The organism is Bradyrhizobium sp. Rc3b (assembly GCF_900114915.1).
Taxonomy (GTDB): Bacteria; Pseudomonadota; Alphaproteobacteria; order Rhizobiales; family Xanthobacteraceae; genus Bradyrhizobium.
On sequence record NZ_FOUS01000018.1, the window covers coordinates 13,874 to 38,056 of the forward strand.

Sequence of the window (24,183 nt, forward strand, 5' to 3'; positions counted from 1 at the left end):
CAAAATTACCACTTGTTCCCGATCGTGCCTGAACCGACAGCCGCCGCCAGCGTTGGTGCGAAAACTGGAGGCCTCGATGCTGGATATGAGACTTGTCACGACTTCGCTGGCGATGCTGATTGCACTCTTGTCCGTGGCTCTGGCCGAACCTGCCAGGGATCAAGCCCGGCCTGCTGGTCAAGGCTCCGCCGAGGCTCGTCCGATCCGCGTCATCCTTCCCGCACCTTGGGAGCCCGCCAGGACGCAAGCCGACGCACAATCGTCGAAGTGACGTGGCCGCCGTTCAATCACATGCGGGCCTTCGAACCAGCCGATTTCACTGGCTTGCGCCTCTGAATGACAAGCCGCAAGGCGATGCCGTGCTGCCACGCACGCACTCTCACCGCCGCTTCGCTTCGATTGAGCTCGCTTGCAATCTCGTTCGGCCGCCGGCCTGCGTCGGCCAATGCCTTCAATCGCTCGTGGTCTTGCGCCGTCCATTTCTTCAGCAGCGGGTAGCCAGATTGCATGATGGGAGCCGTCTCGATTTCCCGGCGACAATGGGCCGGAGCAGTTGAAGTTCCGAAGGCGAAAAACCAGTTAAGCCGCATGGGAGCGACCCCAGGCACCTCCGGGGCTGGACGTGGGGAGCGAAAATGCCGGGGCCGCCAGCGCGCCAACTCAACGCGCGCTCCGGCCATCATCCGCCCCTCACGCCTTCGTGCCGTATCAATTGATGCGGCGGCTGAAATAAATCTGCCAACGGCAACCGCACGGCGCGCATAAACGGGACAAACTGGCAGACGTTCCTAATCTGGTTCGATGCACACGCACATTTCGCGCGAGACAGGCTGCGGCACTCGGCATCTGCAAACGGAAGCAACCAATTCGAATCTCACTTGTTGTCGCCGGCACTTTCACCTGCTGGAGGACAAAAAAATGCGACGTCTTACTCTACTTGCCACGACCATGCTGCTGCTCGGAGCGGTGCCCGCCAGCGCGCAATCGCAGCCTGCCCAGAGTGGGCCGGGCAACAACGCCGTCAACAGCTCGGACCAGAACAACTCGAACAAGCCGGTCGCCGGCCGCAACAGCTTCACCGAGGGGCAGGCCAAATCGCGGATCGAGGATGCCGGTTATTCCAACGTCTCCGGCCTGCACAAGGACAACGAAGGCGTCTGGCGCGGCAAGGCCGACAAGGCCGGCAGCAAGAGCGACGTCAGCGTCGACTTCCAGGGCAACGTGAACCCCACCAAGTAACAAGCAATCACGAGGAGACCGAACAATGACAGTCACCATCTCACGTCTTTACGACAATTACTCCGATGCCGAACGTGCCGTGACCCGGCTCGAAGGCGCCGGCGTGCCGCATTCCGATATCAGCATCGTCGCCAACAATTCGGACAATTGGTACGGTTCGCGGTCCGGCAAGGTCGACCGCGATCGCGACGGCGTCGACGATCGCGCTGAAGGCGCCGGGACCGGAGCCGGCATCGGCGCCGGCCTCGGCGGCGCAGCCGGCCTGCTCGCCGGGCTCGGCCTGCTGGCAATCCCCGGCCTCGGGCCGGTCGTCGCGGCAGGCTGGCTCGCCTCGACCGCTGTCGGCGCGGCTGCCGGCGCGGCCACGGGCGGCATCGTCGGCGCCCTGACGCAGGCCGGCGTCTCCAGGGAAGATGCCTCGCGCTATGCCGAGGGCATTCGCCGCGGCGGCACGCTGGTGTCCGCAAGGGTGCCCGACCAGGACCGCTCACGCCTCGATGCGCTTCTCCACGATAAGTCCGTGAACCTTCAGGACCGCAGCGCGGCCTGGCAGAAAGCCGGCTGGACCGACTTCGATGCCGCAAGCCCGCCCCTGTCTCCCGAGGACATCGGCCGCGAGCGCGAGCTCTACGGCGTGGGCACGCGGCGATAGAGCAGCCCAGACCCGGCACGACAAAGGCCCCGCGGTGCGGGGCCTTTTTTCCTGTCGAGAGCCGATCCTCATATCGATGCTACGCATCAAGTCGGGCAGTAGCAATCGCGAGACATTTCCTGCCATTCAACCGCTTCAGTCGGCGGTTGTTCAGGCGCTTCACCGTGTGGGCCCGCCCCAGTTCTCTTCATCACCCGCTCGGCTATAAGCACTCGCATGCGCAATTCTTCCAGCTCAGCGAGTTGTAGAATGAGCACTTCAACTCGTTCATGAAGAAGTGCGACATCGTGTGCGCAGACAAAGGGATGCATTGTCGGTCCCCACGTTTTCGGTATTTCATGATTTGGCCCAGCGCTGGACCGGGAAATTCTGGCAATTCCGGCGGGGGCGCGCACTTACATTCAGCAAGGTGCACCGCACTAACGAATGCCTGTTCCTGCTCCGGAACAAGGCGATCTGTCCGTTTTCCGACATTTGACTCAAATGCAACCTACCGAATTCGGCAGGATGCAATCTCTTCGCGCCATGCTGGGACATGTGCTTGCGCGAATGCTATCGTGAAAGCGTCGGAGAGATTGCCATGTACTACGTCGCCGCTGCATTGCTGGTGCTGTCGGGACTGTTCTACTCCGCGAGCCATCACGAGATCGGCTCGTTCGGCGTCACCATGTGCAGCTATGGCGGCGCGTTCTGCGATAACCCGCTGATCGTCTTTTCCGGCGCGGCGCTGGCCGCCGCCTGGGGCATGTTCGTCAGCGTCAAGTAGCGCGGCCGACGTCCTTCATCCCCGACATCCAAAGTCCCGCCGCCGACACAAGCAGCCTCGCGGACTAACTTGCGAGAATCTGGGCTGCGGGAATTTTTGCGATGATGGCAATCTACACCTGTTTTGCCCGACAGTCAAGTCGACTTAGCATTATCAGAAATCGATAGGACGCCCGCGCGGCGAGGAACTTTCGTTTCCCGATTAGCATTTGCATAAAAGCACCCGCCCCGACGAGGTCCCCGTTCATGAGCGACAGCGCTCTCACGCCGACGAAATCCGCGCCGACGCTGCTGCAAAGGCTGGGGCCGGGCCTCATCACCGGAGCTGCCGACGACGATCCTTCAGGCATCGCCACTTATTCGCAAGCCGGCGCGCAATTCGGCTACGGGCTGCTGTGGACGGTGTTTCTGACCACGCCGTTCATGATCGCCATCCAGCTCGTCAGCGCGCAAATCGGCCGCGTCACCGGCAAGGGGCTCGCCGCCAACGTCATGCAGATCGCGCCGCGCTGGGCGGTGCTGGCGCTGGTCGCCATGCTCGTTGCCGCCAACACGTTCAACATCGCTGCCGACATCGCCGCGATGGCCGAGGCGCTTTCGCTGGTCATCGGCGGCCTCAACCACGAGCACGCGCTGATCTTCGCGGCGGGCTCGACCCTGCTCCAGGTCTTCCTGCCCTATCGCCGCTATTCGCCGGTGCTGAAATTCCTCACCCTGGCGCTGTTCGCCTATGTCGCTACCGCCTTCACCGTCGAGATCCCGTGGAGCACGGCGCTGCTCGCCGCGGTGTGGCCGAAGGCCAATGTCAGCGCCGACTATTTTCTGATGGTCGTCGCCGTGCTCGGCACCACCATCAGCCCCTATCTGTTCTTCTGGCAGGCCTCGCAGGAGGTCGAGGAGATGAACCAGGGCAAGCGCGACAAGCCGCTTCGCGACGTCAAGCGCGGCGCCGGCCCGGAGCTCGCGCGCATCAGGGCCGACACCATCTCCGGCATGCTGCTGTCCAACGGCATCGCCTTCTTCATCATCCTCACCACCGCATCGGTCCTGCACGCCAACGGCGTTACCAGCATCGGTTCGGCGACGGAGGCGGCCGAAGCGCTGCGGCCGCTCGCCGGCGACTTCACCTTCGCGCTGTTCGCGCTCGGCATCATCGGCACCGGCCTGCTCGCCATCCCCGTGCTGGCGGGCTCGGCCGCTTATGGCGTCGCAGAGATCTTCGGCTGGCGCGCCACGCTGGAGGCCAAGCCCGATGAAGCGGTCGGCTTCTACACCATCATCGCCGCGGCAACGCTCATCGGCTTCGGCCTCGGCTTCACCGGCATCGACTCCATCCACATGCTGGTGTGGAGCGCGGTGCTCAACGGCATCGTCGCCGTGCCCATCATGGCGATGATGATGCTGATCGTGTCGAGCCGCGCGATCATGGGCCGCTTCAGGGCCCGGTCATGGCTGATCGCGCTGGGCTGGCTCGGCACCGCGCTGATGGCGCTGGCCGTGCTCGCTCTGCTCGGCTCGTCGGTGATCGGTCGAGGCTAGAGCGGCGACAACGCCACCGAGATCTGCGAGGCGGCTCCACTCATCGTGAGCGAAGTTACGGCGTCACGGGGTTGACGGTCGGCGACGTCTTGGGCCCCGGCCGCGACGGCTCGATCGGCGATTTCGGTTTGGTCGGGAGTACCGCGGCACCAGCCGCCCGTGCCGCTTCTCCCGTGGTCGCATACATCGCAATATGGGCCGGCTGGGTCTTGGCGCGGCTCCAGGGGCCGTGATCGACAATCAGCATTGCCGCAATCGTCACGCCAGCCACGATCAGCGCGATCACACCGGGATGGCGGAGGGCGGCAGAGATGGAGCTCGCGAAACGAGTATTTGTCATCGAAAGATCCGCTGTTGTCCTCATGCAGGGTTAATTCAATGGCGCCCCTCCCGGTTCCCTACCATCCCTCCTGCAAGTTCCACTGGGGCGCCTTCTCTCCTGCTGCAGTAGAGACGCCTTGCAGCGCACAAGCGCTGTCCACCGATTCACTCGCCCGGAGCGATCGCGTTGCTCGGCGTCGGTCGGTCGGTGATCTGCTGGCCGAACAGGCTGCCGATCAGCTCGACCGCCGTACGCGCGGTCCGGCCACGCTCGTCCAGGAAGGGATTGAGCTCGACGATGTCGGCCGATCCGACCACGCCGGAATCGTGCAACAGCTCCATGATCAGGTGTGCCTCGCGATAGGTCGCTCCACCCGGCACCGTGGTGCCGACGCCCGGCGCCACGCACGGGTCGAGGAAATCGACATCGAAGCTGACATGCAGCACGCCGTTGCTCGCCTTGACCCGCTCGATGACGCGCCGGATCAAGACGGCGACGCCGAACTCGTCGATCTGGCGCATGTCGACGACCCTGATCCGGCGCGCGCGCATCAATTCGTTCTCGAGCTTGTCGATCGAGCGCGCACCGAACAAATCGAGCCTGTCAGGGGTAATCGAAGCGCGCGGATCGTCGCCGAGCAGGCCGTCAAGGCCGGGCTCACCACACAGGAACGCGGCCGACATGCCGTGCATGTTCGCAGTGATCGTCGTCTGCGGCGTGTTGTAGTCGGCATGGGCATCGAGCCAGAGCACGAACAGCTCGCGTCCACGCTCCCGCCAATGACGCGCCATGGCATTGACCGATCCCATGGACAGCGTGTGATCGCCGCCGAGAAAGATCGGCAGCGCGCCGGTCTTCGCAACCTCATAGCCTTTGCGGCTCAGAACGCGCGTCCAGCGCTGGATCTCGCGGTAGTGATTGGCGCTTTCCGGTGGCCTGTCGGTGAGGTCCCCGACTTCGGCCACGGAAAGATCGCCGTAGTCGACGACCTCGAAATCCAGACTTTCGAGCACTGTCGCAAGGCCTGCGGTGCGCAGCGCTGCGGGGCCCATCAAGGTGCCGCGCTGCGAAGCCCCCATGTCGATGGGAGCGCCGAGCAAGGCGATGTGCCGGCCTCGATCCGTCATGGTCCGATCGGTCACGGCTGTCTCCTGACATCAGCAAGCCACCGCCAGCCTAACAGAGATTCGCACCCGTCGTTTCCCGGGGAAGATCCGCCGTGGTCGTCCTATCGTCCGGAACAAAATCCCGCGCGCTGAATTGCCCATCCAAGGCCGGCACCCGCCGTAAACCACGGCGCCTGTCGCGGATAGCCAAAGGTCATCAAGACCCGCTGTTCAGAACGAGCGCTCGCGCGGATAGCCAAAGGTGCCGGCCCATCGTCAGGTCTGGAGGTCGCGCACTTGAGCACGGAGATACCGCAATCCACCTCGCAACCCGGCATGGCCGAACGTGCCATCGATACCGCGGCGGACGTTTCCCGCACGGTGGGTGAAGTCGCCGGAGGCCTGCACGCAGCGGTCGATCGTCTCACCTCTGCAATCGAGCAAGCACGAAAGCCCGGCGGGGCGCTCGCGACGGTCGCAGCGATCACGCGCGAGGCGCCGCTTGCGAGCCTGTTCGTCGCTTTCCTCTTCGGGGTCGCGGTCGCGCGGCGGCGATAGAACGAAGCCGCCCTGCTCAGGCAGCGCTGACCGCGTCGAGCTCGGCCGCCAGGAATTGCTTTTCAAATGCCTCGGCCGGCATCGGGCGGCCGAAGAAATAGCCCTGCCCTTCTGCGCATCCCATGCTGACCAGAAAGTCGGCCGTCGCGCGGTTCTCGATGCCTTCAGCCACGACCGTGAGGCCGAGCTGTTTGCTGAGGCCGATGGTCGAGCCGACGATCGCGGCATCGTCGGAATCGGCGAGCAGATCGAGCACGAAGGACCGGTCGATCTTGAGTCCGTCGAGCGGAAACTTCTTCAGATAGCTGAGGCTCGCATAACCGGTGCCGAAATCGTCGAACAGGACGCGCACCCCGAGCTCCTGAATTCGCTTGAACATGTCGAGCACGCGGCGTTCGTCATGGATCAGGATGTCTTCGGTCACCTCGATTTCGAGCAGTGACGGGGTAAGCCCCGTCGCTTCGAGCAACGCCGCGACCGAATGCGCGAGATCGCCGGAGTGAAGCTGCGAGGGCGACAGGTTGATCGCGACGCGCACGCCGTTGCCGGACAGCTCCCAGGCGCGCGCCTGACGGCAGGCGGTCTCCATCACCCAGTTCGCGATCCGCTCTGACAGTGCGGAAGTGTTGACCACCGGCATGAACTCTCCGGGCGAGACGTAGCCGCGCACGGGATGCCGCCAACGGATAAGCGCTTCGGCCCCGACAAGGCTGCCGTCGATCAGACGGACCTGGGGCTGGTAGAACAGCTCAAACTCGCCGCGATCCGCCGCAAGCGCCAACGCGCTCTCCAGCGTCAGCCGGTTCTCCAGCTCCTGCCTGATCGCAGCCTCAAAGATCACATGGCTGCCGCGCCGCGTCATCTTTGCCTTGCTCAACGCCAGATGAGCATTGCTGAGAAGTTCGTCGGCACCCTGTCCGCCTTCGCCATAGACCGCGACGCCGATGCTGATCCTGACACGATGCTGGCGCGTACCCGTCGCGAGCGGCGTTTCGAATGCACGCGCGATCCGCTCGGCGAACTTCGCGACCGGCTCACCGCCATCCGCGGCTTCGCGCGCAATGGCGAATTCATCTCCGCCGAGCCGGGCGACGATCGCCCCGTCTCCGGCCCGGCCCTCCAGGCGAATGGCGACCGCCTGCAGCACCAGATCTCCCGCCGAATGCCCCAGCGTGTCGTTGATGCCCTGGAAGCCGTCGAGCCCGATGACGAGCAACGCGACTTCGCGAGGCCGTCGCTCCGCATCCGCTACCATGCCGGCCAGGCCGGCATGCAGCGTGTTGCGATTGGCAAGGCCGGTCAGTGCGTCATGTTCGGCGAGATATTTGACGCGTTCGGCTTCGCGCTTGCGGACCGAGATGTCGCGCAGGATCGCGCCGTACTGAAAACCCTCCGTTCCCTGCCAGCCCGAGAAGCTCGCCTCGACAGCGAAGGTTTCACCATTCTTGCGCCGGCCCTCGAACTCGACGACGACCGCTCCGCCCGGGACCAGCAGCGCCTGGCGCGCGGCGTCATGCATGGACGGCCTCGCGTGACCGTCCGCCGGCACGGCGCACAGCGTTTCGAACGGACGGCCGATCATCTCCGCCGGCGCGTAGCCGAAGATCGCGCTGGCGCCGGGATTCCAGACGGTGATCCGGTGATCCTCGTCGGTGCAGACGAGACCGTCACCGAGCGACATCGCGATGCGATGAAAGCGGCTCTCGGCGATGCGCCCCAAGAGACTACGGAAATCGATTTCGTCCAACGCAATCGCAGCCAGATAGGCGACGATCGCGATGTGAAATAGCGATGTGTCGATGACGAAGGGCCATCTTGCCTGCACGAGGGCCGCGACCAGCTCGATAGCAGCCCCGGAGGCGATCAGGACTGCGACGCGAATTCCTGGTGCGAAGCGGCGCCACGAATACATCATCAGCAGGCAGATCAGACCCAGGCCCAGGATCATGCCGATATCGGATGTCCAGTGCAGCATCCGGCTCTGGAGGATCGATTCTGCCGCAAGCGCCTGCAGGACCGGCCCCGAGACGAGCTTGCTGTTGGGAACGCTGAACCGGTCGCCGAGCTCGAGCGCGGTGGCGCCGACGATGATCTTCTTGCCTCTCACCTTGTCGAGAGCCGCAGTATCGCCGCGCAGCACGTCGGCATAGGAGATGCTCGGAATGGAGGCCGCACGAATGCTGAAGTCGATCAAGAAGGGCGGCCGCCGGTTGGCGTCCTGCCCGGCCAGCACCACGGCCATCGACGGCATCAAGGCATCGCCGAGCTTCTCGCCGAACGGATAGCGGCGAACGAGTCCGTCGGATTCGACAGCGACGTTGACGACGGCCGGCCACGACTGGTTGCTGAACGGCTTCAGGGGACGATTGACGTGGGCCGCGCCACCATTCGGCGTCGGCTGCTTGAAGGATGGCAGGATCGTCGAGCCGCCGGCCTCGCGAAGGGCGTGGACGAAGGCCTCGTCGGAAGCCGGATCCGAAGGTGTGCTGAAATCGACGTCGAAGGCGATGTCCCCCGCGCCCGCCACCTCGAGCCTGCGCAACAGCTCCGCGTGGAGCCGGCGCGGCCACGGCCACACGCCGATCTGATCGATGGACGGTGCGTCGATGGCCACCACGACGACATTGCCGCTGGCCGCACGCGATTGCCAGCTGAACCGCAGATCGGTGAGCGCGTTGCGAAGCGCACCATGCCATCCCGTGGACAGCACGATCGCAAGCGCGATCACGACGAGAATATGCGGCCGATAGCGTTTCAATCCACCCTCCTGCGCACCCGCTTCTGCAGGTACGCCCCTCATCCCCTAGAAAATCGCTTTAATGTCTGTTGTGGCCACGGCCATTGCTGCCGTTGAAGCCGCCATTCCCATTGCCGTTACCATTGTTGCCCCAGCCATTGCCGGTGGCGCCGCTGTTGCCGTTGCCGGCGCCATTGCCGTTGTTGCCATTGCCGGAATTGCCGTTGCTGCCGGCGTTTCCGTTGTTGGCGGCAGCTGCCGCGATCGCTGCGCCTGGGTTCGACGAGCTGCTGCCAGCCGTTGCGGCACCGCTTGTCGTCGCTGCAGTCTGGACGGCGCTGTTGGACGCTGCCGTGCTGGACTTGCTGTCGCTCCAGACCGTCTCGGCACCCGTGCTGGCGTTGGCGTTGCGCACCTGTCCGGGTGCCACTGCGCCGTGGGCGAGCCCGTTCGTGACCTTGTGGACATTGAGCTTGACCTCGCCGAGCGAGCTCGAGATGCGCACGACGCCGGCCTTGGAGACATGACCTCCAGCCGCCTGATGCGATGCCTTTGGCGCGCCAGCCCCCTTGGTCCCCTTGTCGATCGGACCGAGCGCATGGATCGCATGGCCGCTCGCGGCATTGCGCGGCGCCGACAGGCCCGATTTCGGGACGGGGACACGCTCGATCGTCGAGGCGCGCGGCTTGCCATGCTCGATAGGATTGAACGTCCCCGCGCCGCTCAAGCTGAGACCGGGCTTGCCGTGCTCAAACACGGTGGCCGCTTGTCCCGGCATGACCTGGGCAATCTGTCCCGTTTTGAAGTCGGAGACTTCGACCTGGCCGCGAAGCACGCCGACCTTGGTGCTATCAGCTCCCACGGTGACGCTGAACTGCGTTCCCTTGACCACGGCGGCGAGATAGGGCGTCTCGACCTCGAAATGCTTGACGTTGCGCTTCTCGACCTCGAGCAGGATCGATCCCGCCCGCTGAATGATGGTGGTCGTGAGCCCTTCCTTCTTCTCCGACGGCAAGCCGACCACGGAGTTGGGAGAGATCAGAATGGTTTCCTCGCCGCGGACGAGCAGCACCCGGCCGTTGCGTCCGGTGCGGATGGTATTGCCAGGCTTGAGCGTCTCTTCCCGATTCAGCGACACCGGTTGCGCGCCCTCGGTCGCGATCCACACCTCACCGGTGGCCTTGCTGACCGACCAGACGCCATCCTCCGCGGCGAACGCACCGGAAGCCGTTCCAAGGGTCAGCGCCGCCACGAAGGCGCACCGCATTCCAATTCTGCCAAGCATGACGATCCTCAGTCCGCGTTACGCGCGGGCCCTGAGGGGTAATCCGAAATCACTCAAGAGAGGCTTAGCGGGAAGCGGCCAGTGCAGTGGCAGCATTAACCAATCATTGACCATAAAAAACTATGAAAAATCATGCGGATAACGAACCCTTACCGCCCCATCGCAAAGTCTCCGTCAAACTACGGAGGCAGATTCGCGACGTGCGTCGAGCAGCGGCATCTCATTACCGCATTGGCAGTGCTGGTACCGATCTTTGCGGGAATTTCCCAGGGGTTCGCACAACAGGCGAACCAGCCCGGTTTCGATCCGCGCCAGCCCGAGAAATATTTCGATAACCAAAGCGAGCGGGAATCGCTGAGCCGGCCTCCGGTCCAGCTTCCGAGCGTCGGACAGCCGAACACCGGCGGGGATACGAAGCCGCAATTCGTGCTGCGCGGCGTCAATGTCAGCGGCGCCCAGGCCGTCTCCCAAGATCGCATCGCCGCGGTCTATCAGCCTTATCTCGGCAAGCAGGTTTCGCAGGCGGATCTCGCCGCGATCGCCGGCGCGATCAGCGATCTCTACCGCGCCGACGGCTTCCATCTGAGCCGGGCCATCGTCCCGCCGCAGGACATTGCCGGCGGCCGCGTCCGGATCCAGGTGATCGAAGGCGCCATCGTGCAGGCGGAGCTGAAAGGCAACGGCGCCGAGCAATTCGGCGTAAGGCCGATGCTCGGACCGGTTCTGGCCGAGCGGCCGTCGCGCCTCCCCACCCTCGAACGTCAGCTCTTCCTCATCAACGGCAGGCCGGGCGTCCGGATCACCGATACTGCGCTGGAGGAGATCGGTGGCGCGACCGGCCACTTCCGTCTCACAGTCTATTTGAAGACCTGGCACGTCTTCTCCTCGTTCGGCCTGGACAATCTCGGATCATCCTCGGTCGGCCCGTGGCAGACCTACGCGACCGGCGCGTTCAACTCCTACCTCACGCCCGGCGACACGCTGGCGGTCAACCTGTCGACCATTGCCAACGACCCACGCCAGCTCGGCTTTGCGCGGCTGTCCTATGACGCGCCCGTCGGCGTCGACGGCGTGCGCCTCGGCGCTTCCGTCCTGTACAGCGCGGTTCGGCCGGGCGATGCCCGCCGCCTCGACAGCGACATCACCACGACCGAGGCGTTCGAGGTGCGGGCCAGCATCGTCCCGCTCCAGTCGCAATCCTCCACGCTAGCGCTGACCGCGGCGACGACGTTCAGCAACGTGTCCGAGCACGACCTCTACGGCCCCTGGTACAATGACCATATCAGGACCGCGAGCCTGACCGCCGACTACCGGCTGCAGGATCGCTTCGGCGGCACTAATCTTGCGACACTGACCTACCGTCAGGGCCTCGACATCTTCGGCGCCTCGCATTTCGACGACGACCTGTTGTCGCGCGACGGCGCATCCTCGAACTTTTCGGTGCTGAACCTCTGGTTCACGCGCTATCAGACGCTCAATGACGCCTGGTCGCTCAAACTCTCCGCAGCGAGCCAGACGGCATCGCGGCCGCTGTTCACCTCGCAGCAATTCTATCTCGGCGGCGCGGCCTTCGGCCGGGGCTATGGCGCAGCCGAGATCAGCGGCGACAACGGTCTTGCCGGCTCGCTCGAACTGCGCTTCGACCAGAAGCTCAACTTCCGCTACTGGACCGGCTATCAGCTCTATGCCTTTGGCGACGCTGGCGCAGTCTGGAACGACGGTTACCGCCTGAGCGACGGCCTGTCGCTCACCTCGGCCGGCGCCGGTGTGCGCTTCTTCCTGCCGGACGATCTCCAGGCCGATCTCGGCGTGGCCGTGCCCCTGAGCTACCGGGCGCCGGACAACGAGCGCCGCAGCCCGCGCTTCCTGTTGACCCTATCAAGCGCGTTCCGGCTCTGCCCCGAACGCGGCAAGTCCGGCTGTCTCTAGCCGCCCGGTCGTTCGCGCGGTAAGCCGGCGTGCAGCCCTTTTTGCGGCCTTGTTCACAGACTTGCCTAAATTTAATCCCGTAACCTGCTCACGGTCGCTCGATCCGGGAGTTCCCAATGACCATGTTCAGCCAAACGTGATTTGAGACGAGATCATGACGAGGGTGTTTGCAATCCTGGCGTTTCTCTGTGTCCTCGGCGTCGGGGAATATTTTGTCGTCAGCCGGTTCGCGATCCGCCATGAGACTTTGACCCTGTACGACGCCGCGCGGCAGCGGCCGATCTCGGTCGAGTTGGCGGTGCGGCGCGATTACGAGACCAAGGCCAATCTCGGCCTCTGGAAACTCCCACTCGCCATCATCAGCAACGGCAACACCGTCAAGGCCACCGAATATTCCTTCCTCGCCAACGTGCTCGCCGCGCGCGGCTATCTGGTTGCCAGCATCCAGCAGGATCTGCCGAGCGATCCGCCGTTGATGACCCATGTCGGTGAGCAATATGTCGGCCGGCGCGAGGTCTATATCCGCTGCGAAGCCAACATTCTTTTCGTGCTGGACAAGCTGAAAAAGCAGCAGGAGAACGTCGATTACGACCACGTCACCCTCGTCGGCCATTCCAACGGCGGCGATGTCTCCATGTATGTGGCCCATCAGCATCCGGAGCTGGTGTCGAAGGTGATCACGCTCGACAATCTGCGGGTGCCTTTCGTGCTCAGCGACGGCATGAAGATCCTGTCGTTCCGGTCGAAGGACCCGCATTTCGTGACCGATCCCGGCGTGCTGCCGACGCCGGAAGAAGCCAAGGCGCGCGGTATCGACATCGTTCACACCGGCGCGCAGCACACGGAAATGAGCGATCGCGGTCCCAACGCGGTCAAGGAGAAGATCCAGGAAACGCTCGACCGCTTCCTGCGTGACAGCGCCAGCAGCGCGCTCGCGCCGGCTGATACGAAAACCCCGATGATCATGAACCCGGGCGACTATTAGCCGGGAACGCTTTGCGACAGATCAAGGCGGCTCCGAGGCGCCGGGATAAAAGGGCGATACGGCCTCGGAGAGACACGTGTCGCACTATATCGAAAGTCTTGATACGAAAGGTCTCGATACGAGAAGTCTCGGTACGAGAAGTCTCGTTACGAAAGATCTTGGCCTGCCCGCGGCGAGGATGCCGGCTTTCGTACGGCATTTCTATCGTTCGGTCTGCAAGCTGCTGCGGTCGATCATCGCCCGCATTGATCTCTCGCAATTTCCGGGATCGTGCTGCGGATAAGCATGGTGGCCGCCAATCAATGCATGAAGGTTGCCCTATGCACCAGCATTTAAGACGAATTTGCCTGCTGCTTGCCGTGACCTCGAGCTTCGGCACGTCGTCCGCTTTCGCGGCCGACGCCGGTCATGGTGCCGACCTCGCCAAGCGCTGGTGCGCAAGCTGCCATGTCGTCGCGAACGGCCAGACCCAGGCGAGCGCCGACGTCCCCTCCTTTATCTCCGTCGCGCGCAGGCCGGACTTCAGTCCGGAGAGGCTCGCCTTCTTCCTGCTTGATCCGCATCCGAAGATGCCGAATTTTCCCCTGAGCCGAACCGAAGCCGGCGACATCGCGGCCTACATCGCATCGCTGCGCTAAAGCGTCATCCGGAAAAGTGCGCAGCGGTTTTCCGAAAAGATCAGCTTGAACAGCGCGATGGCGATACATCCTGATCGCATCGCGCATTGGTCGCGCGCCGGGCACGACGCTGCCGCAAATGCAAATCCCTGCCGGAGGACCGGCAGGGATCAGCAGAAGGGATGACGGACGACGAATGTGGTCGTTCGGTGGCCTGTCATCGACCTGCGGTGCGCACTCAGAGAATCAGGACTTCCCCTTGCCCGGTTGCATGAGACTGCCGGTCATCTGGCGCATGTGATCTCCGGCGCTGGTGAACTGGCTACGCAGGAAATCGGACTGGATTCGCATCGCTTCCTGAAGGTCGGTGGCATGAACCAGCTTGCGCGCATGCTCGAAGGCCGACTTCATGTTCTGCTCAGTGAAAACCAGCGCCTGCTTCGACACCTCCGTCCCCGGTCCTGGAACGGACGACATCGATTTGGTGGCGGCGTCGAAAAACATGCCGAATGCTTTCTCCGCCTGATCAATTGTCTTCTCGGCCAGGTCGCGCAGTTCGGCCGGAACTTCGAGCTTCGGTTCGATCATGGTCGCACTCCTCCCGTTTTCCCAATTGAATACCACACTTGCCGGATCGCCTTCCAGCGGCCAGCCGCGTGGAAACGTCGCCGGCAGTCCGGCTCCGGCGGGAAAACGAACGGGAAAATGAAAGAGACGGCGTAAGGCCGGCGCGTGGCCGGGCTCAGGACAAGGGGTGCTCGGGCAGAACCTCTTCGGTGGCGAGGTCTTCGACCAGCTTGATGACCTCGAAACGCTGTCGTGGCGCGAGCTTCAGGAACGCGCGGAGCAGGCGCAGGCTTTCGACCGTACCGCTCGCGGGCGCGCCGAGCTTGAGGTGCAGTTCAGCCGCGAAATTGAGGTTTTTCATCTCGCACCCATGACAAGCATCGGCTTCGTGACCCGCTCAAGAACCGAACGCCATAACAAGACGCCATAACCGGACCTATGGCGACGAACTCTCGGCCGGGTGGCCCCGGCAGGTTGGCACGCCGAACGACATGTCCAAACGACTAGCTCAACCGGCTGGTTGCAATTATGTCAAGGAACAACCCGTCCGGCAAGCCCAACAGTAGCTATAGCGATGCTTCGTCTGCATCGCACCACGGCAATTCCGGATAACAGGTATATCGACCGCAGTCACCCACCTGCGTCAAGAAGCGTCATCAATCACACACACAGCCTTGATCGCCATCAATCGGCACAACGTTTCCGCTTGTTTCCGAGATGACGGACATTCGGCTGCGAATGAGCTTCTCAGCGCCTACACGTAATTGTTGAGTGCGGCCTCGGCGGTTGTATTAACGGCGAAATAACGATCGATCTCGCAAGCCGGATATGTTTCCGCGTGAACCGTTGTCCATGAACGAACGACCAAGCCGTTGCGACACGGCCACGCAGACAACGGGCGCCATGGCTGAAAACTCTTCGATTCGGGCGCGCCTCAGCACCAAAGGACGACGGCATGCTTTCTCGCTGCGATCTCATCAAGGGCGCCGCGGTCGCGCTTTTCACCCTCTCGATACAAGGCGCATGGGCGCAGGAGACCAAGATGAACCTGTTCAAGATCGTCACCGTCAAGGACGAAATCGTGGTCGGGTTGTCGGCGGAGGAGCTTCAGGCGCTCGGCGGCAATGATGCGAGCGCGGTTGCGCACGCGCTGGCGCAGAAGGGCGATCTCACGGTCTGGCAATATAACGTGCATCGCGGCCCGAACGGCGAATTGCAGCAGGCACCGACCGCCAGGATCGGGCTTTTGGCGAACGCCTCGCTCCGCGTCGAGCCCTATACGACACCCTACCAGATCGTACCGCATCCGTGAGCGGCAGACCGGCACGCCCGCGGCCAAAACCGCGGGCATGCCATCGTCATCTGCGCCGCCCTGCCTGCTGTTTCCCAGTTTCCGTCGCAAAGCCGTAGATTAGTGCCAGCCGGTCCAGGCACTCGCGAAAGCGTCGCGCGAAATAGTCGTTCCAGCGCTGCGTACGGACGGCGCGACGCTGCCCGATCTGATCCATGGTCAGGCCCAGCACCAGCACGTCGTGCACCAGCGCAGCGCCATCGGTCCCGAGTTCGCGCTCGACCTGGTTCAGCCGCAGCACCGCCTGGCGCTGGCTCTCGGTCACCGGCTCGCGCGTGCGCGCGCCATCGACATATTCGCGGGTCGGGTCCATCGCCTGAGGGCCCCGCTCCGCTTTCTCCCAATCGTTCTGGAAGGCGCGCCCGCCGAGATATTGCGCCTCGTCGATCTGGTGGTGTGCGTGCAGCCGTCCCAGCGGATCGCCGCGGATCGACCGGATCGCCACGATCTTCTCACCGGCATCGAGCGCCAGCGGATTGTCGACCTCGACCTCCGCCACTTCGGCATTGAACGGCACATCGCGGGACCGCCGGTCGTAGATCTGCGCCAATTTGTAGGACTTATTGCGTCGTGCACGAGCCACTCGGATACTCCTTGCGAAATTGACGATGGAACGGGTGAGAGTTCAGGCCGCGAAGACCAGCTTCAGCACGACGGGACCGGGGACACGGGCGGACGCCGCCCTGGAGCGACGCGTCAGGCCCGCATGCGGCGCGCAATAGCTGGAGCCCGGCTGGCGCGGATGGCCGCAGAAGCCGATCTCCTCCCCGTCCTTGTCGCCGCCATAGGGATAGCGGCAGTCGGCCGGATCGAGGTCCACCAGTTGGATCAGGCGCGGCTGAACGCCGACGCAGCGCAGCTTCACCTGCACCGCAGGCTTCACTGCGGACTTCGGCGGCACGCTCAGATTCGGTAGCACCGCGCGGCGCGGCGAAACCGGAGCTTCACCGGGCAAATATGGCGCGACCGATGGGCTCACGATCCATTCCGGTATGACGAGCCCGAGCCGCTTGGCGCGGCCGATCACCGCATTGCGCGTGTAAGCCGTTCCAAACCTTGCGTTAATCTGCCTTCCGATCTCCGCATAAGACATGCCTTTGAGAAAATAGTCGCGAAGCGCGTCGGAGTGCTCCGACGGCCAATGGCCCGGTTCCATGCTGCTGTCCTGTGATGCGCCTCCTCCGATCGCACGACCGGGGGCGAAACGGACATTCCGGTATTCCGAAGCCAAAGTCAAGCGATAATTCTGATATTCATAATTGCAATAATTCCGAATTTCGGATTACAAGAGCGAGACGATGGGTAATCGAGGGAATCACCATGTTGGACGTTGCAATGATCGAGCGGGGCCTGGAGAAGACGGGCAAGAGCAAGGGCGGCCTCGCGGCGGCCATGGGCGTGCGGCCCGGCGCGGTCTCGGAGATCCTCGGCGGCGAACGCCTGGTGAAGGCCTCGGAGATCATTCCGATCATGGAATATCTCGAGCTCAATCTAGCGCCGATCATGGGCCGCGTCGGTGCCGGCGCCGTGATCGAGCCGGATTACGAGCAGGTCCCCCCGGAGGGTCTCGGCGACATCGCGCTGCCCTTCCCGATCATGGAAGAGACCGTCGCCTTCGAGATCGTGGGCGATTCGATGCTGCCCAAATACGAGAGCGGCGACGTGATCGTGGTCTACAAGGATCAGCGCCATCCGCTGTCGAGTTTCTACGGCGAAGAGGCCGTCGTCCGGCTCAAGACCGGCGAACGCTATTTGAAGACGATCGAGCGGGGGAAAAGCCCGTCCCTCGTCAATCTCACCAGCTTCAACGCCAAGCCGATCGTCGGCGTGAAGCTCGATTGGGTGGGAGAGATCTGCCTTTCCATGCCCAAGGGCCAGCTCGAGCGACTGCGCGCCAAGTCGGCGCGCCCCCGCAAGAAGGGCAAGTAAGGCCTCGCACGGCCGGCGATTTCGCTTTTTCGAAATCGCTCTTGACTTGATTCTGTTTTTCGGAAATAATCTGCCGCGCGCCCGCAATGAGGCGCGGCAGAGTCGTATTTGATGCAATATTTCGTCGTGATGATCGACTACGGACGGCGAGGCCGCGAGGCGGTCGTCGACCCCGAAATCACAAGGCGTGAGGTCATCTCCCGCATCGCCTCGGGCGAATACCGGAATGTCTCGTTCATCCACGAGATCGCCGGGAGTTCAGTCGAAGACGTCACCGAGGCGATCCTGACAGAGGCCACCCTGCCCCGGATCCCGCCCGAAGACGTCGACCTCCAGGCAATTCGCCTCGATCACGCCCACGATCTGCGCAAGCACGAACGGACGTGACGCGGGCCCGGACGTTACACCAGAAGGACGGTCGATCCCGTGGTCTTGCGTGCGGCGAGATCGGCATGCGCCTTGGCGGCGTCCTTCAACGGATAGGTCTGGTGCACCTCGATCTTGACCGCACCGGACTTGACGACGTCGAACAGCTCGCCGGCCATCGCCACGAGGTTCTCGCGCTTGGCGGCGTAGGTGAACAACGTCGGGCGGGTGACGTAGAGCGAGCCTTTCTGGGCCAGCAGACCGAGATTGAGCGGCTCGACCGCGCCGGAGGATTGGCCGAACAGCGCGGCGACGCCGAGCGGGGCGAGGCAATCCAGCGATTTCAGGAACGTGTCCTTGCCGACGGAGTCATAAACCACGGGGACCTTCTTGCCGCCCGTGATCTCGTCCACGCGCTTCACGAAATCCTCGCGGGTGTAGATGATGACGTGGTCGCAGCCATGCGCCTTGGCAAGCTTGGCCTTCTCGTCGTTGCTGACGGTGCCGATCACGGTCGCGCCGAGGTGCTTGGCCCACTGGCCCAGGATCAGACCGACGCCGCCGGCCGCGGCGTGCAGCAGGATGGTATCGCCGGCCTTCACCCGGTAGGTCTGCCGGATCAGATATTGCGTGGTGAGACCCTTCAGCATCATCGCCGCCGCGGTCTTGTCGTCGACGCCATCGGGCAGCTTCAGCAAGCGGTCCGCGGGGATCAGCCGCGCCTCGGAGTAGGCGCCGAGCGGCGAGGCGCCATAAGCGACACGATCGCCCGGCTTCAGATCGGTGACACCGGACCCGACCTCCTCAACGATTCCGGCCGCCTCGCTGCCAAGCCCGCTCGGCAGTTGCGCCGGATACAAGCCGGAGCGGTTGTAGATGTCGACGAAATTGAGGCCGACGGCGGTGTGGCGGATGCGCGCTTCCCCCGGCCCGGGCTTTCCGACGCTGACCTCCTCCCAGACCAGGACTTCCGGACCGCCGGTCTTGTGAAAACGAATGGCATGCGTCATGGGCGTTGCTCCCTTATCGTTGGTTGAGGGCCGAAAAAACCGGATTGGCCGCAGAAATAGGCATTCGGTCCGCCCGTTACAGTACAGACACGTAACAAGAATGTCACAGCGCGCGAGAAACGTCCGCCGTTCCATCTCCGTTCGAAAGAGTTGATGATGCGCCTGGAGCGGCCGGCAGTAGCTTCTGCGCGGGGTTTGGTTGTCGCCTGCGAAGGAGAGCCGAGATGCCAGCTTATGTACAGCATCATCAGGACATCGAAATCGCGCCTGTGAATTGCCCGACGTGCATGGGGTTCCTGCCGATGTATGTGCGCGAGGTCGAACCGCATTGGAGCCTCGCCAAGATCGACTTTGTCTATGAATGCGCCGATTGCGGCGCCGAGGTCAGACAGACGATCCGCAAGCCGGAGTTGCTGCGGCACTGATCGCGCGAACGGCGGGCCGCGCAAATATCCGCGCCGACACGTATTTGCGTCGAGCGGAAAAAGCGCCGTCCGTGCGGGTCTGATGCCTCCCAAACGAGGCTTGTTCTTTGCCGGGAACGCAGGCAGAACAAGCCTCAAGCAAGACCTTTGGGAGCGCCCTTTCGTGGCTGATCAGAAGGCCTCGACCTCGATCGAGGCAGTGGAGAGCGGCCTCGCCGCGCAGGGCTACATCGCGAGCCGGCAGATCGCGACCGCCGTCTATTTGTCGCAGCAGATCGAGAAGCCGATCCTGGTCGAGGGCCCCGCGGGCGTCGGCAAGACCGAGCTTGCCAAGGCGATCGCGGCCTGGCGCGGCATGAAGATGATCCGCCTGCAATGCTACGAGGGTCTCGACGAGGCCAAGGCGCTCTACGAGTGGAAATACGCAAAACAGCTTCTCTATACGCAGATCCTCAAGGACAAGCTCGGCGAAGTCCTCGGCGGCGCGCAGACGCTGCACGCCGCGCTCAACCAGTTGCACGATTTCGGCGACGTGTTCTTCTCCAAGGAATTCGTCGAGCCGCGCCCCCTGCTGCAGGCGCTGGAGCAGCCGGGCGGCTGCGTGCTCCTGATCGACGAGATCGACAAGTCGGACGCCGAATTCGAATCCCTGCTGCTGGAGATCCTGTCCGATTTCCAGGTCACGATCCCCGAGCTCGGCACCGTCTCGGCGATCACACCGCCAACGGTGATCCTCACCTCCAACAGCGAGCGTGACCTCGGCGATGCCCTGAAGCGGCGCTGCCTGCATCTGCATATCGGCTTCCCCGAGCAGCGGCTCGAGGAGCGTATCGTCGAAAGCCGGGTGCCCGGCATCGCGCAGGCGCTGCGCCGGCAAATGGTCGGCTTTATCCACGAAATCCGCTCGCTCGATCTGAAAAAGCTGCCCTCGGTCAGCGAGACCATCGACTGGGCGCGCGTGCTGGTGCTGCTCCAGGCCACGGAACTCGACACCGAGATCGTCAAGGACACGCTCAACGTGCTCCTGAAATACGAAGCCGACATCGAGGCCGCATCGCCGCAGGTGACGACCTTCATTGCCAAGGCGGCCCGGTCCAACGTCTTCGGTTGACGCCGATGCGCGAGAACCTCCATCGTTTCTTTCGGGCAGCACGCGGCGTCGGCGTTCACGTCTCGCCGGCCGAAAGCATCGATGCGATGCGCGCGGTCGCACAGGTCGGCATCTCCGACCGCGCCCTCCTGCGCGATGCGCTGCTGCTGACGCTCGCCAAGTCGCAGGACGAGAAGCTCGCGCTCGGCGACTGCTTTGATCTGTTCTTCAGCCAGCCGGAGCCGCGACAGGATCAGACCGAAGCCAACAGCGAGGAGAGCGCCTCGCAGGACGTAGATCAGTCGCCCTCCTCCAGCTCGGCCAGCGAAGCGGGCGAGGGACAGCCTCCCGAGGGCTTGGGTCCGCTGGCGCAGATGCTGCTGTCGCAGGACCGCAATGCGATCGCAGCCGCCATCGCCGGCGCGTCCGGCGCCGCCTCCCTGTCGGACATCCGCTATTCCACCCAGCGCGGGATCTTTTCCAGCCGCATCCTCGACGCCATGGGCCTCCAGCGCCTGCGCGATGATCTCGACGCGCTGACTGCGAGCAACCCGGCACTGGCCGAACGTCTGCGCGCCGCGCTCGACGCCTTGCGCGAAGCCGTGCGCGACACCGTCTCGCAGGGGCTTGCACTCTACGCCCGCGAGGAGGCCGAGAATCTCCGCAACGAGATCCTGCGCAACGCGCCGCTCGCCCGCATCGAGCGGCGCCAGGTCGCGGAGATGCGCGCCCTCATCCGCCAGATCGCGCGCCGCCTGCGCGAGCGCTATTCGAAGCCGCGCAAGCGTCAGCGCCGCGGTCATCTCGACGTCCGCCGCACACTGCGCCGCAATGCGGCGTGGGGCGGCGTGCCCTTCCTCACCGCATGGAAGCGCAAGCATCGTGACCGGCCGAAGATCGTGGCACTATGCGACGTCTCCGGCTCGGTCGCGCAAGTCTCCGATTTCTTCCTGCTGCTGATCCACTCGCTGCACGAGGTGGTCGACGACGTCCGCTCCTTCGCCTTCTCCTCGCACATGATCGAGGTCAGCGAGATCCTGGAAAAGAAATCGCCGGGAGAGGCGATGGCCGAGATCATGTCCAAGGTCGGCTTCGGCTCGTCCGATTACGGCTCTTCGCTGGTCGATTTCGAAAAGGACTTCATGGGCACGCTGACGCCGCAAACCACGGTGATCGTGCTCGGCGACGCCCGCAGCAACAATCTCGACCCGCGTGCCGACATCCTGCGCCGCATCTCCGAACGCTCGAAGCGGCTGGTCTGGCTCAATCCCGAAGGACGGCTCGCCTGGGGCTTTGGTGATTCCGAGATGCCGCGCTATGCGACCTTCTGTACGGTCGTGCGCCAATGCGCCACCGCTCAGCAGCTCGAGCGCGCGGTGTCAGATATCGTGGCGACTTATCAGTAGGTTTTGCCCGCGGCTAACGTCAGATCCGCGCAAGCTCCACTTGGCCGACGTTACACTCCCGGAAGTGATAGGCAATTTCGTCGAGCGCGCGCTGCTCCCATTCCTCGGCTTGCGCGAGCCAAAAAACCCGGCGATTGAAATCGAGCGCGGCACGCTCCCGGCACAGGGATTCCTGACTGCGAATTTCGACCAGCCTGTTCATGCACTCCACTCCTGGCAGCGTGAAGTCATTCCCCGGGAATCACCGTAACAGAGTCCTCAACCTTTCGCCTCACGATTTCTGTGCATATTGCGACGCAGAATGGGACAGCAGCGCTTCCCGTGCACCGCGGTAACTTGCGGTGCAACATCAATCCAAAATCATCAATATGTGATCGAAGCTCGGGACGATATTCGCGGTCGAACGATCTTTACTCTTGTGGCGCAATGAAGTGCGGCAATTCGTGAAGAGAGGTTCTAAACTGCGCACCGAATTCCCGACTCATTGTCGTCGCATGGTCTTCATGCAGCGCCGCTAACAGAGGCGCGCGAATGGTACTATCGCTTGAGGCAACATGAGCAACGACGTCGACTTCGATCTTTCGCCGGACCAGTGGGAAGCTCTGCGCACACTTCGCAACCCCGTGTCGGGCGGTCGCCTCTCCAAGGCCTATCTTATCGAAAGTCTGGTCAAGTTCGGCCTCGTTGTCGTCAATGACGGCGTACCCGTGATGACGCCCACCGGACGCAAGGCGCTCGTGCGCGGATCATGCCGGCTGCTGGATCTTGCGGCATGACGATGCCTTTCGTTTTGGCGAAGGCATAACGGCTGACCGCGGGTCCCGCGCTCCCGACGCAGCAGACGACGCAAGAAGCGTTGCGTCGCTCCCGCAATATCAGAGCGACGTCCTGCGTCGCTTTCCGGATCCCCCGCGACAATCTGGCACGGTTGTTGCTCCTGTTTGACGTCCACGTCGCGTCAAACCGGGGGAATCCACCATGTCGACCATCACCGCGGCACCCGCCGCCGAGCCGAAGCCGCTCTACGCCTCGCTGTTCGTGCAGGTCCTGGCAGCGCTGGTGCTTGGCGTCATCCTGGGCATGGCCGTCCCGGATTTCGCGATCGGGCTCAAGCTCCTCAGCGACGCTTTCCTGAAGCTGATCTCGATGATCGTGGCGCCGATCGTGTTCTGCGTCGTCGTGCACGGCATTGCCGGCGCCGGCGACCTCAAGAAGGTCGGCCGGGTCGGCGTCAAGGCGCTGGTCTATTTCGAGATCATGACGACCGTCGCGCTCGTCGTCGGCCTGTTGCTCGCTTATCTCTTCGGCCCCGGCCACGGCATGAACATCGATCCCTCGACGCTGGATGCCAAAGCGCTCAACACCTATGCCGACAATGCCCACAAGCTGTCCGGCGGCGGCATCGGCGCCTTTCTGATGAACGTGATCCCGACCACCTCCTTCGATGCGCTATCGCGCAACGACGTGCTCCAGGTGCTGTTCTTCGCGGTCCTGTTCGGCGTCGGCCTCGCGCTCGTCGGCGGCGAGAAGGGCAAGCTCGTCACCAGCATGATCGATGCGGCTTCCACCGTGCTGTTCCGCGTCATGGGGCTGATCGTCCGCGTTGCCCCGCTCGGCGTGCTCGGCGCGGTCGCCTACACCGTCGGCAAATACGGCGTCGGCTCGCTGAAGCAGCTCGTGTCGCTGGTGATGCTGTTCTACGTCTCGGTCGGCATCTTCGTGCTGGGCGTGCTCGGCGGCGTGATGGCGCTCGCCGGGATCAACATCCTCAAATTCCTCGCCTACCTGCGCGAAGAGTTGACCATCGTGCTCGCGACCGCCTCCTCCGATGCCGTGCTGCCGCAGATCATGAAGAAGCTCGAGCGGATGGGCGTGAAGGATTCCGTGGTCGGTCTCGTAATCCCGACCGGTTATTCCTTCAACCTCGACGCCTTCTCGATCTATCTGACGCTGGCCGTCGTCTTCATCGCGCAGGCGACCAACACGCCGCTGTCCTTCGGCGATCTCCTGCTGGTTCTCGGCGTCTCCCTGATCACCTCGAAGGGCGCGCATGGCGTGCCGGGTTCGGCCATCGTGATCCTGGCCGCGACGCTCAATGCGGTGCCGAGCATTCCTGCAATCGGCCTCGTGCTGGTGTTGTCGGTCGACTGGTTCATCGGCATGGCCCGCGCGCTCGGCAATCTCGTCGGCAATTGCGTGGCGACCGTCGTGGTCGCGGCCTGGGAAGGCGATCTCGATCGCACCAAGGCGGCCAAGGTGCTGGAGGGCGGCGAGCTGGTGGACGTGACGGCGGGATAGCGTCCCC

Annotated in this window: 27 protein-coding genes; 16 read left to right on the forward strand and 11 right to left on the reverse strand. The window is 63.5% G+C overall.

Features of this window, described 5'->3' with window-relative positions:
- Positions 1-287: 287 nt before the first annotated feature.
- Positions 288-590, reverse strand: coding sequence for a hypothetical protein (locus BM190_RS32930; RefSeq protein WP_244550801.1), 303 nt, complete (start codon positions 588-590; stop codon positions 288-290).
- A 328-nt stretch (positions 591-918) separates the two neighbouring features.
- Here BM190_RS32930 and BM190_RS32935 point away from each other — a divergent pair, with 328 nt between their 5' ends.
- From BM190_RS32935 to BM190_RS32950, 4 genes are all read left to right on the forward strand, one after another.
- Complete coding sequence (locus BM190_RS32935; protein WP_018319188.1) at positions 919-1,239, forward strand: hypothetical protein; 321 nt, start codon at positions 919-921, stop codon at positions 1,237-1,239.
- Positions 1,240-1,264: 25 nt separating this feature from the next.
- Complete coding sequence (locus BM190_RS32940; protein WP_018319187.1) at positions 1,265-1,891, forward strand: hypothetical protein; 627 nt, start codon at positions 1,265-1,267, stop codon at positions 1,889-1,891.
- A 580-nt stretch (positions 1,892-2,471) separates the two neighbouring features.
- Entirely contained in the window at positions 2,472-2,657 is a 186-nt protein-coding gene (locus tag BM190_RS32945) for a hypothetical protein (RefSeq protein ID WP_020508701.1), read from the forward strand.
- 245 nt (positions 2,658-2,902) lie between these two features.
- Positions 2,903-4,195 carry an NRAMP family divalent metal transporter gene (locus BM190_RS32950; RefSeq protein ID WP_092261769.1) on the forward strand — a complete coding sequence of 431 codons (1,293 nt, stop codon included), beginning with the start codon at positions 2,903-2,905 and terminating at the stop codon, positions 4,193-4,195.
- Positions 4,196-4,250: 55 nt separating this feature from the next.
- On the opposite strand, the gene BM190_RS32955 is transcribed toward BM190_RS32950, so the two are convergent.
- Entirely contained in the window at positions 4,251-4,535 is a 285-nt protein-coding gene (locus BM190_RS32955) for a hypothetical protein (protein ID WP_018319184.1), read from the reverse strand.
- Positions 4,536-4,681: 146 nt separating this feature from the next.
- The gene (gene rocF, locus BM190_RS32960; RefSeq protein ID WP_092261770.1) at positions 4,682-5,659 is read right to left on the reverse strand and encodes an arginase; all 978 of its coding nucleotides are present in this window, start codon (positions 5,657-5,659) and stop codon (positions 4,682-4,684) included.
- Positions 5,660-5,920: 261 nt separating this feature from the next.
- Between rocF and BM190_RS32965 the strand changes: the two genes are divergently transcribed.
- A complete protein-coding gene (locus tag BM190_RS32965) occupies positions 5,921-6,181 on the forward strand; it encodes a hypothetical protein (RefSeq protein WP_018319177.1) in 261 nt (86 codons plus the stop codon).
- A 16-nt stretch (positions 6,182-6,197) separates the two neighbouring features.
- Here BM190_RS32965 and BM190_RS32970 read toward each other — a convergent pair whose 3' ends face one another.
- Positions 6,198-8,939: an EAL domain-containing protein gene (locus BM190_RS32970; RefSeq protein ID WP_177237438.1), complete on the reverse strand. Its 2,742-nt coding sequence runs from the start codon at positions 8,937-8,939 to the stop codon at positions 6,198-6,200.
- Between the two features lie 58 nt (positions 8,940-8,997).
- Positions 8,998-10,203, reverse strand: a complete 1,206-nt coding sequence (locus tag BM190_RS32975) for a FecR family protein (protein ID WP_092261772.1) — start codon at positions 10,201-10,203, stop codon at positions 8,998-9,000.
- 132 nt (positions 10,204-10,335) lie between these two features.
- Between BM190_RS32975 and BM190_RS32980 the strand changes: the two genes are divergently transcribed.
- From BM190_RS32980 to BM190_RS32990, 3 genes are all read left to right on the forward strand, one after another.
- Positions 10,336-12,132, forward strand: coding sequence for a ShlB/FhaC/HecB family hemolysin secretion/activation protein (locus tag BM190_RS32980; RefSeq protein ID WP_092261773.1), 1,797 nt, complete (start codon positions 10,336-10,338; stop codon positions 12,130-12,132).
- Between the two features lie 154 nt (positions 12,133-12,286).
- A complete protein-coding gene (locus BM190_RS32985; RefSeq protein ID WP_018319173.1) occupies positions 12,287-13,117 on the forward strand; it encodes an alpha/beta hydrolase in 831 nt (276 codons plus the stop codon).
- Positions 13,118-13,437: 320 nt separating this feature from the next.
- The gene (locus tag BM190_RS32990) at positions 13,438-13,755 is read left to right on the forward strand and encodes a c-type cytochrome (protein ID WP_092261774.1); all 318 of its coding nucleotides are present in this window, start codon (positions 13,438-13,440) and stop codon (positions 13,753-13,755) included.
- 225 nt (positions 13,756-13,980) lie between these two features.
- On the opposite strand, the gene BM190_RS32995 is transcribed toward BM190_RS32990, so the two are convergent.
- Together BM190_RS32995 and BM190_RS33000 are read right to left on the reverse strand one after the other, a co-directional pair.
- Entirely contained in the window at positions 13,981-14,322 is a 342-nt protein-coding gene (locus BM190_RS32995; RefSeq protein WP_092261775.1) for a phasin, read from the reverse strand.
- 154 nt (positions 14,323-14,476) lie between these two features.
- Positions 14,477-14,662: a hypothetical protein gene (locus BM190_RS33000; protein WP_028174427.1), complete on the reverse strand. Its 186-nt coding sequence runs from the start codon at positions 14,660-14,662 to the stop codon at positions 14,477-14,479.
- Positions 14,663-15,256: 594 nt separating this feature from the next.
- Here BM190_RS33000 and BM190_RS33005 point away from each other — a divergent pair.
- Positions 15,257-15,613 (forward strand): hypothetical protein, encoded by a 357-nt coding sequence (locus BM190_RS33005; protein WP_018319168.1) that lies wholly within the window; start codon positions 15,257-15,259, stop codon positions 15,611-15,613.
- A 46-nt stretch (positions 15,614-15,659) separates the two neighbouring features.
- On the opposite strand, the gene BM190_RS33010 is transcribed toward BM190_RS33005, so the two are convergent.
- Positions 15,660-16,235: a hypothetical protein gene (locus BM190_RS33010; RefSeq protein WP_018319167.1), complete on the reverse strand. Its 576-nt coding sequence runs from the start codon at positions 16,233-16,235 to the stop codon at positions 15,660-15,662.
- A gap of 42 nt (positions 16,236-16,277) precedes the next feature.
- Positions 16,278-16,808: a GcrA family cell cycle regulator gene (locus tag BM190_RS33015; RefSeq protein ID WP_092261776.1), complete on the reverse strand. Its 531-nt coding sequence runs from the start codon at positions 16,806-16,808 to the stop codon at positions 16,278-16,280.
- 164 nt (positions 16,809-16,972) lie between these two features.
- Between BM190_RS33015 and BM190_RS33020 the strand changes: the two genes are divergently transcribed.
- Positions 16,973-17,581: a S24 family peptidase gene (locus BM190_RS33020; protein ID WP_018319165.1), complete on the forward strand. Its 609-nt coding sequence runs from the start codon at positions 16,973-16,975 to the stop codon at positions 17,579-17,581.
- A 111-nt stretch (positions 17,582-17,692) separates the two neighbouring features.
- A complete protein-coding gene (locus BM190_RS33025; RefSeq protein WP_018319164.1) occupies positions 17,693-17,968 on the forward strand; it encodes a hypothetical protein in 276 nt (91 codons plus the stop codon).
- A 14-nt stretch (positions 17,969-17,982) separates the two neighbouring features.
- Here BM190_RS33025 and BM190_RS33030 read toward each other — a convergent pair whose 3' ends face one another.
- Positions 17,983-18,957 (reverse strand): quinone oxidoreductase family protein, encoded by a 975-nt coding sequence (locus tag BM190_RS33030; protein WP_092261777.1) that lies wholly within the window; start codon positions 18,955-18,957, stop codon positions 17,983-17,985.
- Positions 18,958-19,181: 224 nt separating this feature from the next.
- On the opposite strand from BM190_RS33030, the gene BM190_RS33035 reads away from it, so the two are divergent.
- The 3 genes from BM190_RS33035 to BM190_RS33045 all read left to right on the forward strand — a co-directional run bounded on the left by BM190_RS33035 (position 19,182) and on the right by BM190_RS33045 (position 21,878).
- Positions 19,182-19,382: a hypothetical protein gene (locus tag BM190_RS33035; RefSeq protein ID WP_018319162.1), complete on the forward strand. Its 201-nt coding sequence runs from the start codon at positions 19,182-19,184 to the stop codon at positions 19,380-19,382.
- Between the two features lie 163 nt (positions 19,383-19,545).
- Entirely contained in the window at positions 19,546-20,493 is a 948-nt protein-coding gene (locus BM190_RS33040) for an AAA family ATPase (RefSeq protein WP_177237439.1), read from the forward strand.
- Positions 20,494-20,498: 5 nt separating this feature from the next.
- A complete protein-coding gene (locus tag BM190_RS33045; protein WP_092261853.1) occupies positions 20,499-21,878 on the forward strand; it encodes a VWA domain-containing protein in 1,380 nt (459 codons plus the stop codon).
- A 19-nt stretch (positions 21,879-21,897) separates the two neighbouring features.
- On the opposite strand, the gene BM190_RS33050 is transcribed toward BM190_RS33045, so the two are convergent.
- On the reverse strand, positions 21,898-22,080 hold the full coding sequence (locus BM190_RS33050) for a hypothetical protein (protein WP_092261854.1): 183 nt from the start codon (positions 22,078-22,080) through the stop codon (positions 21,898-21,900).
- 352 nt (positions 22,081-22,432) lie between these two features.
- Here BM190_RS33050 and BM190_RS33055 point away from each other — a divergent pair, with 352 nt between their 5' ends.
- Both BM190_RS33055 and BM190_RS33060 read left to right on the forward strand, forming a co-directional pair.
- Positions 22,433-22,654: a hypothetical protein gene (locus BM190_RS33055; RefSeq protein ID WP_018319158.1), complete on the forward strand. Its 222-nt coding sequence runs from the start codon at positions 22,433-22,435 to the stop codon at positions 22,652-22,654.
- Between the two features lie 202 nt (positions 22,655-22,856).
- Positions 22,857-24,176 (forward strand): dicarboxylate/amino acid:cation symporter, encoded by a 1,320-nt coding sequence (locus tag BM190_RS33060; protein ID WP_092261779.1) that lies wholly within the window; start codon positions 22,857-22,859, stop codon positions 24,174-24,176.
- Positions 24,177-24,183 lie beyond the last annotated feature (7 nt).

Excerpts from the sequence above, each read along its gene's own strand:
- BM190_RS32975 (WP_092261772.1), bottom strand. The coding sequence starts at position 10,203 with ATGCTTGGCAGAATTGGAATGCGGTGCGCCTTCGTGGCGGCGCTGACC.
- BM190_RS33005 (WP_018319168.1), top strand. The coding sequence starts at position 15,257 with ATGCTTTCTCGCTGCGATCTCATCAAGGGCGCCGCGGTCGCGCTTTTC.
- BM190_RS32935 (WP_018319188.1), top strand. The coding sequence starts at position 919 with ATGCGACGTCTTACTCTACTTGCCACGACCATGCTGCTGCTCGGAGCG.
- BM190_RS32940 (WP_018319187.1), top strand. The coding sequence starts at position 1,265 with ATGACAGTCACCATCTCACGTCTTTACGACAATTACTCCGATGCCGAA.
- BM190_RS33025 (WP_018319164.1), top strand. The coding sequence starts at position 17,693 with ATGCAATATTTCGTCGTGATGATCGACTACGGACGGCGAGGCCGCGAG.
- BM190_RS33055 (WP_018319158.1), top strand. The coding sequence starts at position 22,433 with ATGAGCAACGACGTCGACTTCGATCTTTCGCCGGACCAGTGGGAAGCT.
- BM190_RS33020 (WP_018319165.1), top strand. The coding sequence starts at position 16,973 with ATGTTGGACGTTGCAATGATCGAGCGGGGCCTGGAGAAGACGGGCAAG.
- BM190_RS32995 (WP_092261775.1), bottom strand. The coding sequence starts at position 14,322 with ATGATCGAACCGAAGCTCGAAGTTCCGGCCGAACTGCGCGACCTGGCC.
- BM190_RS32930 (WP_244550801.1), bottom strand. The coding sequence starts at position 590 with ATGCGGCTTAACTGGTTTTTCGCCTTCGGAACTTCAACTGCTCCGGCC.
- BM190_RS32955 (WP_018319184.1), bottom strand. The coding sequence starts at position 4,535 with ATGACAAATACTCGTTTCGCGAGCTCCATCTCTGCCGCCCTCCGCCAT.
- BM190_RS33045 (WP_092261853.1), top strand. The coding sequence starts at position 20,499 with ATGCGCGAGAACCTCCATCGTTTCTTTCGGGCAGCACGCGGCGTCGGC.
- BM190_RS33060 (WP_092261779.1), top strand. The coding sequence starts at position 22,857 with ATGTCGACCATCACCGCGGCACCCGCCGCCGAGCCGAAGCCGCTCTAC.
- BM190_RS33050 (WP_092261854.1), bottom strand. The coding sequence starts at position 22,080 with ATGAACAGGCTGGTCGAAATTCGCAGTCAGGAATCCCTGTGCCGGGAG.
- BM190_RS33015 (WP_092261776.1), bottom strand. The coding sequence starts at position 16,808 with ATGGAACCGGGCCATTGGCCGTCGGAGCACTCCGACGCGCTTCGCGAC.
- BM190_RS32980 (WP_092261773.1), top strand. The coding sequence starts at position 10,336 with ATGCGGATAACGAACCCTTACCGCCCCATCGCAAAGTCTCCGTCAAAC.
- BM190_RS32945 (WP_020508701.1), top strand. The coding sequence starts at position 2,472 with ATGTACTACGTCGCCGCTGCATTGCTGGTGCTGTCGGGACTGTTCTAC.
- BM190_RS33035 (WP_018319162.1), top strand. The coding sequence starts at position 19,182 with ATGCCAGCTTATGTACAGCATCATCAGGACATCGAAATCGCGCCTGTG.
- BM190_RS32950 (WP_092261769.1), top strand. The coding sequence starts at position 2,903 with ATGAGCGACAGCGCTCTCACGCCGACGAAATCCGCGCCGACGCTGCTG.
- BM190_RS33030 (WP_092261777.1), bottom strand. The coding sequence starts at position 18,957 with ATGACGCATGCCATTCGTTTTCACAAGACCGGCGGTCCGGAAGTCCTG.
- BM190_RS33000 (WP_028174427.1), bottom strand. The coding sequence starts at position 14,662 with ATGAAAAACCTCAATTTCGCGGCTGAACTGCACCTCAAGCTCGGCGCG.
- BM190_RS32985 (WP_018319173.1), top strand. The coding sequence starts at position 12,287 with ATGACGAGGGTGTTTGCAATCCTGGCGTTTCTCTGTGTCCTCGGCGTC.
- BM190_RS32990 (WP_092261774.1), top strand. The coding sequence starts at position 13,438 with ATGCACCAGCATTTAAGACGAATTTGCCTGCTGCTTGCCGTGACCTCG.